11 protein-coding genes are annotated in these 13,195 nt (G+C 62.6%); 2 read left to right on the top strand and 9 right to left on the bottom strand.

Annotated elements, in window-relative coordinates; translation table 11 throughout:
* Positions 1-318: 318 nt before the first annotated feature.
* Positions 319-1,524 carry a nicotinate phosphoribosyltransferase gene (pncB, locus tag ACNFG0_RS02975; protein WP_416763978.1) on the top strand — a complete coding sequence of 402 codons (1,206 nt, stop codon included), beginning with the start codon at positions 319-321 and terminating at the stop codon, positions 1,522-1,524.
* A 3-nt stretch (positions 1,525-1,527) separates the two neighbouring features.
* A complete protein-coding gene (gene nadE, locus ACNFG0_RS02970) occupies positions 1,528-2,355 on the top strand; it encodes an ammonia-dependent NAD(+) synthetase (RefSeq protein ID WP_196154804.1) in 828 nt (275 codons plus the stop codon).
* A gap of 112 nt (positions 2,356-2,467) precedes the next feature.
* Here the strand turns inward: nadE and azu are convergent, their stop codons facing one another.
* From azu to rnr, 9 genes are all read right to left on the bottom strand, one after another.
* Entirely contained in the window at positions 2,468-2,917 is a 450-nt protein-coding gene (azu, locus tag ACNFG0_RS02965) for an azurin (protein WP_196145035.1), read from the bottom strand.
* A 470-nt stretch (positions 2,918-3,387) separates the two neighbouring features.
* Positions 3,388-5,688 (bottom strand): YgiQ family radical SAM protein, encoded by a 2,301-nt coding sequence (locus ACNFG0_RS02960; RefSeq protein WP_416763977.1) that lies wholly within the window; start codon positions 5,686-5,688, stop codon positions 3,388-3,390.
* Positions 5,689-5,836: 148 nt separating this feature from the next.
* Positions 5,837-7,234 (bottom strand): replicative DNA helicase, encoded by a 1,398-nt coding sequence (gene dnaB / locus ACNFG0_RS02955; RefSeq protein ID WP_196145037.1) that lies wholly within the window; start codon positions 7,232-7,234, stop codon positions 5,837-5,839.
* 112 nt (positions 7,235-7,346) lie between these two features.
* The gene (rplI, locus tag ACNFG0_RS02950) at positions 7,347-7,793 is read right to left on the bottom strand and encodes a 50S ribosomal protein L9 (RefSeq protein WP_196145038.1); all 447 of its coding nucleotides are present in this window, start codon (positions 7,791-7,793) and stop codon (positions 7,347-7,349) included.
* 20 nt (positions 7,794-7,813) lie between these two features.
* Positions 7,814-8,707 (bottom strand): hypothetical protein, encoded by an 894-nt coding sequence (locus ACNFG0_RS02945; protein ID WP_084854206.1) that lies wholly within the window; start codon positions 8,705-8,707, stop codon positions 7,814-7,816.
* A gap of 33 nt (positions 8,708-8,740) precedes the next feature.
* Entirely contained in the window at positions 8,741-8,971 is a 231-nt protein-coding gene (gene rpsR / locus ACNFG0_RS02940) for a 30S ribosomal protein S18 (RefSeq protein ID WP_009403887.1), read from the bottom strand.
* A 29-nt stretch (positions 8,972-9,000) separates the two neighbouring features.
* Positions 9,001-9,426: a 30S ribosomal protein S6 gene (gene rpsF, locus ACNFG0_RS02935; RefSeq protein ID WP_084854204.1), complete on the bottom strand. Its 426-nt coding sequence runs from the start codon at positions 9,424-9,426 to the stop codon at positions 9,001-9,003.
* Between the two features lie 273 nt (positions 9,427-9,699).
* Positions 9,700-10,446: a 23S rRNA (guanosine(2251)-2'-O)-methyltransferase RlmB gene (rlmB, locus tag ACNFG0_RS02930; RefSeq protein WP_416763976.1), complete on the bottom strand. Its 747-nt coding sequence runs from the start codon at positions 10,444-10,446 to the stop codon at positions 9,700-9,702.
* On the bottom strand, positions 10,443-13,016 hold the full coding sequence (gene rnr, locus ACNFG0_RS02925) for a ribonuclease R (protein WP_416763975.1): 2,574 nt from the start codon (positions 13,014-13,016) through the stop codon (positions 10,443-10,445). Before rnr ends, rlmB begins: the two co-directional genes overlap by 4 nt.
* Positions 13,017-13,195 lie beyond the last annotated feature (179 nt).

Genomic DNA, 13,195 nt, shown 5'->3' with positions numbered 1-13,195 from the left:
TACGTGCAACCACCCTGTAACAGCGAACGTCACCGAACTGCACACTGATAGTGCGCGACTGCTACAGGCGGCACCGTTTCAAGGCTGGGAAATAGGTCGATGTGTGCCGTGCCCTTTGTAGGAGCAGGCTGGGCCCGCGATCGAGGGCCAAGCCCTTGCCATCAATCGTGATCGCAGGACCGGCCAATCGCGGGACACGTCGGACCGCCGCACCTCCTACAAGGCCGCCGACACAATGACAGCCAAAAGACTGGCACAATGGCCCGCATTCAGCGCGCTCGCCTTCATTACGCGAGCGCCGCCACCTGGAGCCTTTCAATGAGCGAGAGCGCATTTGCCGAGCGCATCGTGCACAACCTGCTCGACACCGACTTCTACAAGCTGACCATGATGCAGGCCGTCCTGCACAACTACCCGGATGCCGACGTGGAATGGGAATTCCGCTGCCGCAACGGCGAGGACCTGCGCCCCTACCTGGGCGAGATCCGCAATCAGATCGAACTGCTCAGCGACCTCACCCTCGACGATGGCCAGCTGGAGTTCCTCGAACGCATCAGCTTCCTCAAGCCTGACTTCCTGCGCTTTCTGCGCCTGTTCCGCTTCAACCTGCGCTACGTGCGCATCGGCATCGAGCACGACCAGCTGTGCCTACGCCTGCGTGGCCCCTGGCTGCATGTGATCCTCTTCGAAGTGCCCCTGCTGGCGATCGTCAGCGAAGTGCGCAACCGCCATCTGCACCCGCGCATGCGCCTGGCCGAAGCGCGCGACCAGCTCTACCGCAAGTTCGACTGGCTACGTGCCCATGCCACCGCCGAGGAGCTGGCCGCACTGCAGGTCGCCGACTTCGGCACCCGCCGGCGTTTCTCCAGCCGCGTACAGGAAGAAGTGGTGAAGGTGCTGCGCGATGACTTCCCGGCGCGCTTCGTGGGCACCAGCAATGTCGACCTGGCCTGGAAATTGGACGTAAAACCCCTGGGCACCATGGCCCACGAATGGATCATGGCCCACCAGCAGCTCGGCCCGCGGCTGATCGACAGCCAGATCGCCGCCCTGGACTGCTGGGTACGCGAATACCGCGGGCTGTTGGGTATCGCCCTGACCGACTGCATCACCATGGATGCTTTCCTGAATGATTTCGACCTGTATTTCGCCAAGCTCTTCGACGGCCTGCGCCACGATTCCGGCGAGCCGGTGGCCTGGGCGGAAAAAGCCATTGCCCACTACCAGAAACTGGGCATCGACCCGATGACCAAGACCTTGGTGTTCTCCGACGGGCTGAACCTGACCCGCTCGCTGGAAATCTTCCGCGCCCTGCGCGGTCGCATCAATGTGAGTTTCGGCATCGGCACCAACCTGACATGCGACATCCCTGGGGTGGCGCCCATGAGCATCGTGCTTAAAATGACCGACTGCAATGGCTCGCCGGTGGCCAAGATTTCCGACGAAGCCGCCAAGACCCAATGCCGAGACGCAAACTTCGTCGCCTACCTGCGTCACGTATTCAAAGTCCCCAGCAAGGAGTAACCCATGCAAGCCGTTCAGCGAGAGATTGCCCAGCAGCTCAAGGTGCAGCCGCCGTTCGCCGATGCCGCTGCGCTCGAGGCCGAAGTCGCCCGGCGCGTGGCCTTCATCAAGCAGTGCCTGGCCAATGCCCGGCTCAAGACGCTGGTTCTGGGCATCAGCGGCGGGGTCGACTCGCTGACCGCCGCCCTGCTCGCCCAACGCGCCATCAACGAGCTGCGTGCCGAGACCGGCGACGAGACCTACCGCTTCATCGCCGTGCGCCTGCCGTATCAGGTGCAGCACGACGAGCACGATGCCCAGGCCTGCCTGGAGGTCATCAAGGCCGACGAAGTCCACACCGTCGACATCGCCCCGGCGGTGCGCGCCCTGGCAAACGAAACCAAGGCCCTGGAAGGCGGCTCGCCAACGTTGGTGGATTTCGTGGTGGGCAACGTCAAGGCACGCATGCGCATGGTGGCCCAGTACGCCATCGCCGGCGCCCGCGCAGGGCTGGTGATTGGTACCGACCACGCGGCTGAAGCGGTCATGGGCTTCTTTACCAAGTTTGGTGATGGTGCCTGCGACCTGGCGCCGCTGAGCGGGCTGGTGAAGAACCAGGTTCGCGATATCGCCCGCAGTTTCGGCGCACCCGAGGCGCTGGTGGAGAAGGTGCCGACCGCAGACCTGGAGGACCTTGCGCCGGGCAAGCCGGACGAAGCCTCCCACGGTGTGACCTATCAGGAAATCGATGCGTTCCTGCATGGCGAGCCGGTGCGCCAGGAAGCGTTCGACATCATCGTCGCCACCTACCGCAAGACCCAGCACAAGCGCGAGCTGCCGTTCGCGCCGTAATAAACGGTAGAACGAACGGTGGGAGCGGGTTTACCTGCGAATGCGATGATGAATCCACCGTCGCATTCGCGGGCAAGCCCGCCCCCACACGAGGCACTGCGTCAGGTTTTGCTTACTTGACGATGACCTTGCCCTTCATCATCGAGATGTGGCCCGGGAAGGTGCAGAAGAAGCTGTAGTCACCACCGGCTTCCAGCTTGGAAGTGTCGAACTTCACCTCGGTTTCCTTCTCCGGCGCGCCGATCATCTTGGTGTGGGCGATGATGTTGGCGTTATCGGCCTTCAGGTAGTCCTTGTCCAGGCCCTGGGACATGCCTTCGGTGGCGATGGCCTGCATGTCGGCAGTCTTGCTGATCACCAGGTTGTGGCCCATGACGTTCTTCGGCAGGTTGCCCGAGTGGGTCAGCTTGACGGTGAACTCCTTGCAGCTCTTGTCTACGGTGAATTCCTTGGTGGTGTAGGACATCTGGTCGGTGGACTCGACAGTCACCGAGCACTCGGCTGCGAAGACAGAGGCGCTGGCGAGGGTCAGCAGGGATACCGCTACAGCTTTCGCAAACATCGTGAATCTCCTTGGCAGGGTTTTATCAATTGCGAGACTGCCTGAAACCTGTTTCCCCCTCGCTGACGTGCGTCAAGGAGGATCGAAGGGCCAGCCAGTAGATTTGTTCAATGGATTGTATACAACCAATCTAAGTGCACATCATGCCCTCTTGAAGGACGATGGGACAACCTCTCATTACAGGAGCCATGACAATGTTTATTTCGAATTTCATGAACAGCCTGCTCGCCGCCTATGCCCACGGGGCCACCGGCGCGCTGTGCGAGTTCTCCCGCCCGGAGTGAGTCCGGCCTTGGGAGCGGATGGGATTGGAGATAAGCGGGTCGACAAGATGCCTGATTGATCTTGGGATTCGAGCCCGGTTTGCGGTCGGTTCGCGGCACAAGCCCGCTCAAACAGGACAACCCATACCCCTGTAGGAGCGGCCTTGTGCCGCGATGGGCTGCAAAGCAGCCCCAGAAATGGACCCGTCAGCGCGGAATGACTGGCTGGCGCGGCTTCTTCTTGCCCTTGCCACCCTTGGCCGCTTCCTTGCGCTCCTTGGCCGCCTGCTGGTTGCGGGCGAATGCCTCGGCCTTGGCCTTCTCGCGCTTGTCCCACGGCTTGCTGCCATCGCTGGCCCGCGGCGGCAGGCCGGTGTGCTGGGTGAGGACTTTCTGGTCCTTGCCCACCTTGTGGCTGCCGGCCGGGGTCGAGTTCTTGCGCCGCGCGCTTTGGTAGCTGTCGGTCTGCGGCTGGTGCAATGGAATCAGCTGGTGCTTGCCCGGGCCAATCAGGTCGGCGCGGCCCATACGCTGCAGGGCCTCACGCAGCATCGGCCAGCCCTTCGGGTCGTGGTAGCGCAGGAACGCCTTGTGCAGGCGGCGTTGCTCCTCGCTCTTGACGATCTCCACCCCCTCGCTCTTGTAGGTGACCTTACGCAGCGGGTTCTTGCCCGAGTGGTACATGGCCGTGGCCGAGGCCATGGGCGATGGGTAGAACGCCTGCACCTGGTCAGCGCGGAAGCCGTTGCCCTTGAGCCACAGGGCGAGGTTCATCATGTCCTCATCGGTGGTGCCGGGGTGGGCGGCGATGAAGTACGGGATCAGGTACTGCTCCTTGCCCGCCTCCTTCGAAAACTTCTCGAACATGCGCTTGAAGCGGTCATAGGTACCGATGCCCGGCTTCATCATCTTGTCCAGCGGGCCACGCTCGGTATGCTCCGGAGCGATCTTCAGGTAGCCGCCCACGTGATGGGTCACCAGCTCCTTGACGTACTCCGGCGACTCCACCGCCAGGTCGTAGCGCAGGCCCGAGGCGATCAGGATCTTCTTCACCCCCGGCAAGGCACGGGCCTTGCGGTACAGCTCGATCAACGAGCTGTGATCGGTGTTGAGGTTCTCGCAGATCCCCGGGAATACGCACGACGGCTTGCGGCAGTGCTTCTCGATGTCGTGGCTCTTGCAGGCGATGCGGTACATGTTGGCGGTCGGGCCACCCAGGTCGGAGACCACGCCTGTGAAGCCCGGTACCTTGTCGCGCATCTCTTCGATCTCGTGCAGGATCGACTCGTGCGAGCGGTTCTGGATGATGCGGCCTTCGTGCTCGGTGATCGAGCAGAAGGTGCAGCCACCGAAGCAGCCACGCATGATGTTCACCGAGAAACGGATCATCTCGTAGGCCGGGATACGCTCCTTGCCATAGGCCGGGTGCGGCACGCGCGCGTAGGGCATGCCGAACACGTAGTCCATTTCCTCGGTGCTCATGGGAATGGGTGGCGGGTTGAACCACACATCCACCTCACCATGTTTCTGCACCAGGGCACGGGCGTTGCCCGGGTTGGTCTCCAGGTGCAGCACACGGTTGGCGTGGGCATAGAGCACTGGGTCGTTGCGCACCTTCTCGAACGACGGCAGGCGGATCACCGATTTCTCCCGGGTCATGCTCGGGCTGTCGAGGATCTGCACCACCTTGGCTTCGTTCGGGTCCTCGACCTCGCCCTTGGCCTGCTCGATGGCGCAGGCCTGGGTATCCTGGGTGTTCACGTACGGGTTGATGATCTTGTCGACCCGGCCCGGGCGGTCGATGCGGGTGGAGTCGATCTCGTACCAGCCTTCTGGCGTGTCACGGCGTACGAACGCGGTACCACGCACATCGGTGATGCTCTCGATCTTCTCGCCGCTGGCCAGGCGCTGGGCCACCTCGACCACCGCGCGCTCGGCGTTGCCGAACAGCAGGATGTCGGCGCTGGCGTCGATCAGGATGGAGTGGCGGACCTTGTCCTGCCAGTAGTCGTAATGCGCGATACGGCGCAGGGAGGCTTCGATGCCGCCGAGCACGATCGGTACGTGCTTGTAGGCTTCCTTGCAGCGTTGGCTGTAGACCAGGCTGGCACGGTCCGGACGCTTGCCGGCCATGCCACCTGGGGTATAGGCGTCGTCGGAGCGGATCTTCTTGTCCGCGGTGTAGCGGTTGATCATCGAGTCCATGTTGCCGGCCGCGACACCGAAGAACAGGTTCGGCTCGCCGAGCTTCATGAAGTCGTCCTTCGACTGCCAGTTCGGCTGGGCGATGATGCCAACACGGAAGCCCTGAGCCTCCAGCAGACGGCCGATGATGGCCATGCCGAACGACGGATGGTCGACGTACGCATCACCGGTCACGATGATGATGTCGCAGGAGTCCCAGCCGAGCAGATCCATCTCCTCCCTGCTCATCGGCAGGAAAGGCGCTGGCCCGAAGCATTCGGCCCAGTACTTGGGATAGTCGTAGAGTGGCTTGGCTGCTTGCATGTCAATGACCGGTGTGATGTGCAGGGAAATCGCGGGCGCGGAATATAGCACAAATTTTGATCAAATCCGACGGCAAAGGTCGGATTCATCGAAAGCGAGGGACGGCTGGAATGCTGTAGGAGCGGCCTTGTGCCGCTCCTACAAGGGTCTATTCGTCGTCGTCGAAGTTGTACATGCCCGGTGCGAGGTTCTCGAAACGGGTGTACTTGCCGATGAACGCCAGACGGATGAAGCCGATGGGGCCGTTACGCTGCTTGCCGATAATGATCTCGGCTATGCCCTTGTGCTCGGTCTCGGGGTGATACACCTCGTCGCGGTAGACGAACATGATCACGTCGGCATCCTGCTCGATCGCACCGGATTCACGCAGGTCGGAGTTCACCGGGCGTTTGTTCGGGCGCTGCTCCAGGGAACGGTTGAGCTGGGACAGGGCGATGACCGGGCAGTTGAATTCCTTGGCCAGGGCCTTGAGGGAACGGGAGATCTCGGAAATCTCGTTGGTCCGGTTGTCACCACTGGAACCTGGGATCTGCATCAGCTGCAGGTAGTCGACCATGATCATGGCGATGTCGCCGTGCTCGCGCACCAGGCGACGGGTACGGGCACGCATCTCCGACGGGCTGATACCGGCGGTATCGTCGATGAACAGCTTGCGGTCGTTGAGCAGGTTGACCGCCGAGGTCAGGCGCGGCCAGTCATCGTCGTCCAGCTGGCCGGAACGCACCTTGGTCTGGTCGATACGCCCCAGCGACGAAAGCATACGCATGATCAGTGCATCGCCGGGCATCTCCAGGGAGAACACCAGCACGGCCTTGTCGCTGCGCAGCACAGCATTCTCCACCAGGTTCATGGCGAAGGTGGTCTTGCCCATCGATGGACGGCCCGCGACGATGATCAGGTCGGCTGGCTGCAGGCCGCTGGTCTTTTCGTCGAGGTCGGTATAGCCGGTGGACAGGCCCGTGATGTCGCTGTCGGAGTTGAACAGCGTGTCGATGCGATCGATGGCCTTGGTCAGCAGTTCGTTGACGCCCACCGGGCCACCCGTCTTGGGGCGGGCCTCGGCGATCTGGAAGATCTGCCGCTCGGCATCGTCGAGGATCTGCGCAGCGTTTCGGCCTTGGGGGTTGAAGGCGTTGTCGGCGATGTCGGTGCTGATGCTGATCAGCTGGCGCAGGGTGGCGCGCTCGCGAATGATCGCCGCATAGGCCTTGATGTTGGCTACCGAGGGGGTGTTCTTGGCCAGCTCGGCCAGGTAAGCCAGGCCGCCGATCTGCGACGACAGGCCTTCCTTGTCCAACTGCTCGTGCAGGGTGACCACGTCGAACGGCTGGTTCTGATCCACCAGCTTGTGAATGGCGCGGAAGATCAGGCGGTGGTCATGCCGGTAGAAATCCCCGTCCGACACCTGGTCCAGCACACGTTCCCAGGCGTTGTTGTCCAGCATCAGGCCACCGAGCACGGCCTGTTCGGCCTCGATGGAATGCGGCGGCACCTTGAGGGCGGCAGTCTGCAGGTCTAGCTGTTCGGGGTTGCTGATCTCGTTCATGTCCACGCGAAGAATCTGGGTGATGAAAAAGACAAAGGGCACGACCTGCTGGAAGCAGGACCGTGCCCGATGTTACCGGCTGGCCCGCAAGGAGCCAACCGATCGCTGCAGCTTAGGCTGCGACGACAACCACGCGTACAGTGGCTTCGACGTCGCTGTGCAGGTGCACGGCTACGTCGTATTCGCCAACCTGGCGGATGGTACCGTTCGGCAGACGAACTTCAGCCTTGGCCACTTCAACGCCGGAGGCGGTCAGGGCGTCAGCGATGTCGTGGGTGCCGATCGAACCGAACAGCTTGCCTTCGTCACCGGCGGTGGCAGTGATGGTCACTTCCAGCTCGGCCAGTTGGGCAGCACGGCTTTCAGCCGAAGCTTTACGGTCAGCAGCGGCCTTTTCCAGCTCGGCGCGACGCTCTTCGAACGCAGCCAGGTTGACGGCGTTGGCAACGACAGCCTTGCCGAAAGGCAGCAGGAAGTTACGGCCGTAACCACCTTTAACTTTTACTTTGTCGCCCAGGTTGCCCAGGTTGGCGACTTTTTCCAGCAGGATCAGTTCCATTTGGTAAAACCTCTTAACTTTTAACCTTCACCGTTCGCGGAGTCGTCACCCTGGTGAGGGGACTTGCGACCGCGAAAATCAATCAGGCTATCGACAATGGCCAGGACCACGAGCAACGGATAGGTCAGCTGCATGAACAGCACCAGCGTCACGTACAACCCCACCAGCCAGAACCTGGCCAGGCGTTTCTGGGCCACCAACCCATGCAGCAGGGCAATGCCCGCGAACATGAGCGGTACGCTGCACAGTGGCGTCAGCAATGCCAGCCCGGAACCGAGGTTCGGGCCGAACAGCATGCAGGCCAACAGCACCAGCATCGGCACCAGGGGAATCCGCACCGCTTGAAACTCGCGGCCGAAACCTCCCGGGTTGTACAACACGGCTTGCCAGTAGCGCCCCAACATCAGGGCCAGCACACTGACAACTTGCAACAGGGCCGCGATCAGGCCGCCGAGCACCGGTACGATGAGGCTTCCAAGGTGTGCCTGTTCCTCTACCGATAACTGCTGGTAGAGGCCGTCGAGCATCTGCGGCAGGGCTTTTTCAAGCGCTCGCGCCAGAGCTTCGATCGGTTCGCGGAACACCGAACCAAGCACAACACCGTACAACAGGCCCAGAGCGATGCTGGACAACAGCACCCGGTTCCAGGAATGCCCGGCGCGCAACAGCGCAGCCAGCCCCAGCGTCCCCAGCAGCACCATCAAGGTGCGTGGCTCGCCGAAGACCCACCAGGCCAACGCCGGCAAGATGCCCCAGACGATGACCGAGGAAGCGTCCTTGAAACCGCGCCGCAGGAACACCAGGCTCCCGGCGGCGGCACTCAACCAGAACAACAGCGGCAATGCCGCACAACCGGCCACCACGATGGAGGCCTGCACACGACCGCGCATGATGAAATCAGCCAACGCTCGCATGCTTATCCCTTGCTACTTGTCGACGACCCGGTCTCAGCGGCCGTGGCTGTCGGTGTAGGGCAGCAGGGCCAGGAAGCGGGCGCGCTTGATAGCGGTAGCCAGCTGACGCTGATAACGAGCTTTGGTACCGGTGATACGGCTTGGAACGATTTTGCCGGTTTCGGATACGTAAGCTTTCAGGGTGTTGAGATCTTTGTAGTCGATCTCTTTCACGTCTTCGGCAGTGAAGCGGCAGAATTTACGACGACGGAAGAAACGTGCCATGTAATAGGCTCCTCAAAAAGGTCCGTGGATTACTCGTCAGCGTTATCGCTGTTGTCGCTGTCGTTGCTGTCGTCGCCTTCGGCGCCATCAGCAGCTTCAGGACGCTCACGACGCTCACGGCGCTCGCTGCGGTTCTCTTCGGCCTTCAGCATCTCGGACGGGCCGGTGACGGCTTCGTCGCGACGGATGATCAGGTTACGGATCACGGCATCGTTGTAGCGGAAGTTGTCTTCCAGCTCGGCCAGGGCCTTGCCGGTGCACTCAACGTTCAGCATCACGTAGTGAGCCTTGTGAACGTTGTTGATGGCGTAGGCCAGCTGACGACGGCCCCAGTCTTCCAGGCGGTGGATCTTGCCGCCGTCTTCTTCGATCAGCTTGGTGTAACGCTCAACCATGCCGCCGACTTGCTCGCTCTGGTCCGGGTGAACCAGGAAGATGATTTCGTAATGACGCATGAATGCTCCTTACGGGTTAGTAGTCTGCCAGCACCCTGGTCAGACAAGGAGTGAATGACACTGTATGTCTTGCCTTGAAAAAGAAGGCACATGCGCGCCTGCCTGCTTGGCAAGGGGCGCAATTGTAGAGAAGGCGGGGGACACAAGCAAGGCTATTGGCGATTATTTGAACAGCCTGAAACCATTCCCGGCCGCAATACCGCCATCGCCGGCAAGCGGGCTCCTATAGGGACCTCTGTAGGAGCCGGCTTACCGGCGATAGAGCCATCACACTCAGCGCTTGCCCTGACGCTGGCGCACGGCCTCGAACAAGCACACGCCGGTGGCCACCGACACGTTCAGGCTGCTCACGCTACCGGCCATCGGCAGCTTGACCAGGAAATCGCAATGCTCGCGGGTGAGACGGCGCATGCCCTTGCCTTCGGCCCCCATGACGATGACGATCGGCCCGGTCAGGTCCTGCTGGTACAGCTCCTGCTCGGCCTCGCCGGCGGTGCCGACGATCCACAGGCCTCGCTGCTGGAGTTTTTCCAGGGTACGGGCGAGGTTGGTCACGGCCACCAGCGGGATCACCTCGGCGGCGCCGCAGGCAACCTTACGCACCACGGCGGTCAAGGTCGCCGACTTGTCCTTGGGGATGACTACCGCAGTCGCGCCGGCGGCATCCGCGGTACGTAGGCAGGCACCGAGGTTGTGCGGGTCGGTGACGCCATCGAGCACCAGGATCAGCGGCGGCTGCTCGGCGCGCTCGAGCATCTCGTCGAGCATGGCCTCGCCCCAGACCTGACTGGGGCTGACCTCGGCGACCACGCCCTGGTGCACGCCCTCGACCCAGGCGTCCAGCTCACGGCGTTCGGCCTGGCCGACCGGCACGCGGTTTTCCGCGGCCAGCTCCAGCAGGGCCTGGACACGCGGCTCGCTGCGCCCTTCCGACAACCAGATCTGCTTGACCCGCTTGGGATGGTGCTGCAGCAGGCCTTGGACGGCATGTACGCCGTAGATTTTTTCCAGCTGGCTCATGACTTCTTGCCTTTACGCGGCGCGCCGGACTTCGACGGCCCCTTGCGATGCTTGGTCGGCTTGCCGGACGCCTTGGCGCCCTTCTCCGACTTGCCGCTGGCGTGGCTGTGGCGGGCCTCGCTCATCAGCGCCTTCTTCATTTCGCGGCTCTTGCGCACTTCGGCGTTGCGCTGCACGGCGTCCTTGGGGAAGTACGCCTCGGACGCCTCGCTCTTGCGGCTGCGCGGCTTGGGCGAAATCTTCGGCTCCGGTGCAGGCTCGACGGTGGCAGTAGCGGCTTGCGGGGCGGCACCACGCGACTTGCGGCCGACCGGGGCGGCGACGGCCTGCTCGGACATTTCGAAGTCGATCTTGCGCTGCTCCAGGTCGACGCGCATGACCTTGACCTCGACCGTATCGCCCAGGCGGAAGCTGCGCCCGCTGCGTTCGCCGGACAGGCGGTGATGCACCGGGTCGAAGTGGTAGTAGTCGCCCGGCAGGGCGCTGACATGCACCAAGCCTTCGACATAGATGTCGGTCAGCTCGACGAACAGGCCAAAGCCGGTCACCGCGGTGATCACCCCTGGGAAGGTCTCGCCGACGCGGTCACGCATGTATTCGCACTTGAGCCAGTTGACCACGTCGCGGGTGGCCTCATCGGCGCGCCGCTCGGTCATCGAGCACTGCTCGCCCATCTGCTCGAGGGCATTCTCGTCGTACGGGTAGATCCGCGCCTTCGGGATGCTCATGGCGCCGGCACGCTTGACGTGCGGAGTGTCGACCTTCGAGCGGATGACGCTGCGGATGGCGCGGTGGACCAGCAAGTCCGGGTAACGGCGGATCGGCGAAGTGAAGTGGGTGTAGGCCTCGTAGTTCAGGCCGAAGTGGCCATTGTTCTCGACGCTGTACACCGCCTGGCTCAGCGAGCGCAGCATGACGGTCTGGATCAGGTGGAAGTCCGGGCGCTCGGCGATGCTCGCCAGCAGGGCCTGGTAGTCCTTCGGCGAAGGCTCCTTGCCCTTGTGCAGTGACAGGCCCAGCTCGCCCAGGAAGGCGCGCAGTTTTTCCAGGCGCTCCGGCGGCGGGCCGTCGTGCACGCGGTACAGGGCCGGGACGCCATGCTTTTGCAGGAATTCGGCAGTCGCGACGTTGGCCGCCAGCATGCATTCCTCGATCAGCTTGTGGGCGTCGTTGCGCACGGTCGGGCGGATTTCATCGATCTTGCGGTCTTCACCGAAGATGATGCGGGTTTCCTGGGTCTCGAAGTCGATGGCGCCACGGGTATGGCGAGCAGCCACCAGCGCCTTGTACAGCGCGTAGAGGTGCTTGAGGTCCGGCAGGACGGCGCTGTACTCCTCGCGCAGGGCCTTGCCTTCGCGGGTGCGGGCATGCTCGAGCATGCTGCTGACCTTGTTGTAGGTCAGGCGCGCATGGGAGTGGATGACGCCTTCATAGAACTGGTAGTCGACCATTTGGCCGGCCTTGTTGATGGTCATTTCACAGACCATGGCCAGGCGATCGACGTGCGGGTTCAGCGAGCACAGGCCGTTGGACAGCTCCTCGGGCAGCATGGGCACGACGCGCTCGGGGAAGTACACCGAGTTGCCGCGCTGCTGCGCCTCGACGTCCAGGGCCGAACCCAGGCGCACGTAGCTTGAGACATCGGCGATCGCCACGTACAGGCGCCAGCCACCGGAGAACAGGCGCAGCTTGCCCAGCGGTTCGCAATAGACCGCATCGTCGAAGTCGCGGGCGTCCTCGCCGTCGATGGTGACGAACGGCAGGTGGCGCAGGTCGACACGCTTCTCCTTGTCCTTCTCCTCGACTTCGGAGCGGAACTTGCGCGCTTCCTTGATCACGTCCTTGGGCCAGACATGCGGGATGTCGTAGCTGCGCAGAGCGACATCGATCTCCATGCCCGGCGCCATGTAGTTGCCGATGACCTCGACCACGTCGCCCTGGGGCTGGAAGCGCGGCGTCGGCCAGTGGGTGATCTTGATCTCGACGAACTGGCCGATCTTGGCCCCCCCGTTACGCCCGGCAGTGACCAGCACTTCTTGCTGGATCTTCGGGTTATCAGGGGTCACGTAGCCGATGCCGCCTTCCTCGAAGTAACGGCCGACCACGCTCTCGTGGGCGCGGGAAATGATTTCAACCAACACGCCTTCGCGGCGGCCACGGCGGTCGACCCCCGAGACGCGGGCAAGGCCGCGATCGCCGTCGAACACCAGGCGCATCTGCGCGGGGCTGAGGAACAGGTCCTCGCTACCATCGTCGGGAATAAGGAAGCCGAAGCCGTCACGGTGGCCGGAGACGCGGCCGCAGATCAGGTCCAGCTTGTCCACCGGGGCATAGGTGCCGCGCCGGGTATAGATCAGCTGGCCGTCACGCTCCATGGCGCGCAGGCGACGGCGCAGGGCTTCGATCTGGTCTTCGTCGTGCAGGCCGAACTCTGCGGCCAGCTCTTCGCGGGCGGCGGGCTCGCCACGGTCGGCAAGGCGCTGCAGGATCAGCTCACGGCTGGGAATGGGATTCTCGTATTTTTCCGCTTCGCGAGCGGCCTCGGGATCGAGGGATTGCCAATCGGCCATCAGAAGGGGTTCACCTTGGGGTATATAGATAGGAATTCTGGCATAGGCGTATTGAAACCGGAAATGTCAGCCTTGGACAGCCCCAGCGGCATGTCCGGTGTGCGGGAATAGGCCTGCGGAATCAACAAGTTGAATTTTTTGAAATTTTTTTGAGCTGGGGGCTTTACAGCCCTCAGGAG

Source organism: Pseudomonas sp. NY15372, assembly GCF_048068215.1.
Lineage (GTDB): Bacteria > Pseudomonadota > Gammaproteobacteria > Pseudomonadales > Pseudomonadaceae > Aquipseudomonas > Aquipseudomonas guariconensis_A.
Note: the sequence above shows the minus strand (reverse complement) of the source record. Positions and strands in the feature narration are given on the sequence as shown.

Bases quoted from the DNA above. Each gene is read 5' to 3' on its own strand.
- pncB (WP_416763978.1), top strand. From the start codon at position 319: ATGAGCGAGAGCGCATTTGCCGAGCGCATCGTGCACAACCTGCTCGAC.
- nadE (WP_196154804.1), top strand. From the start codon at position 1,528: ATGCAAGCCGTTCAGCGAGAGATTGCCCAGCAGCTCAAGGTGCAGCCG.
- azu (WP_196145035.1), bottom strand. From the start codon at position 2,917: ATGTTTGCGAAAGCTGTAGCGGTATCCCTGCTGACCCTCGCCAGCGCC.
- ACNFG0_RS02960 (WP_416763977.1), bottom strand. From the start codon at position 5,688: ATGCAAGCAGCCAAGCCACTCTACGACTATCCCAAGTACTGGGCCGAA.
- dnaB (WP_196145037.1), bottom strand. From the start codon at position 7,234: ATGAACGAGATCAGCAACCCCGAACAGCTAGACCTGCAGACTGCCGCC.
- rplI (WP_196145038.1), bottom strand. From the start codon at position 7,793: ATGGAACTGATCCTGCTGGAAAAAGTCGCCAACCTGGGCAACCTGGGC.
- ACNFG0_RS02945 (WP_084854206.1), bottom strand. From the start codon at position 8,707: ATGCGAGCGTTGGCTGATTTCATCATGCGCGGTCGTGTGCAGGCCTCC.
- rpsR (WP_009403887.1), bottom strand. From the start codon at position 8,971: ATGGCACGTTTCTTCCGTCGTCGTAAATTCTGCCGCTTCACTGCCGAA.
- rpsF (WP_084854204.1), bottom strand. From the start codon at position 9,426: ATGCGTCATTACGAAATCATCTTCCTGGTTCACCCGGACCAGAGCGAG.
- rlmB (WP_416763976.1), bottom strand. From the start codon at position 10,446: ATGAGCCAGCTGGAAAAAATCTACGGCGTACATGCCGTCCAAGGCCTG.
- rnr (WP_416763975.1), bottom strand. From the start codon at position 13,016: ATGGCCGATTGGCAATCCCTCGATCCCGAGGCCGCTCGCGAAGCGGAA.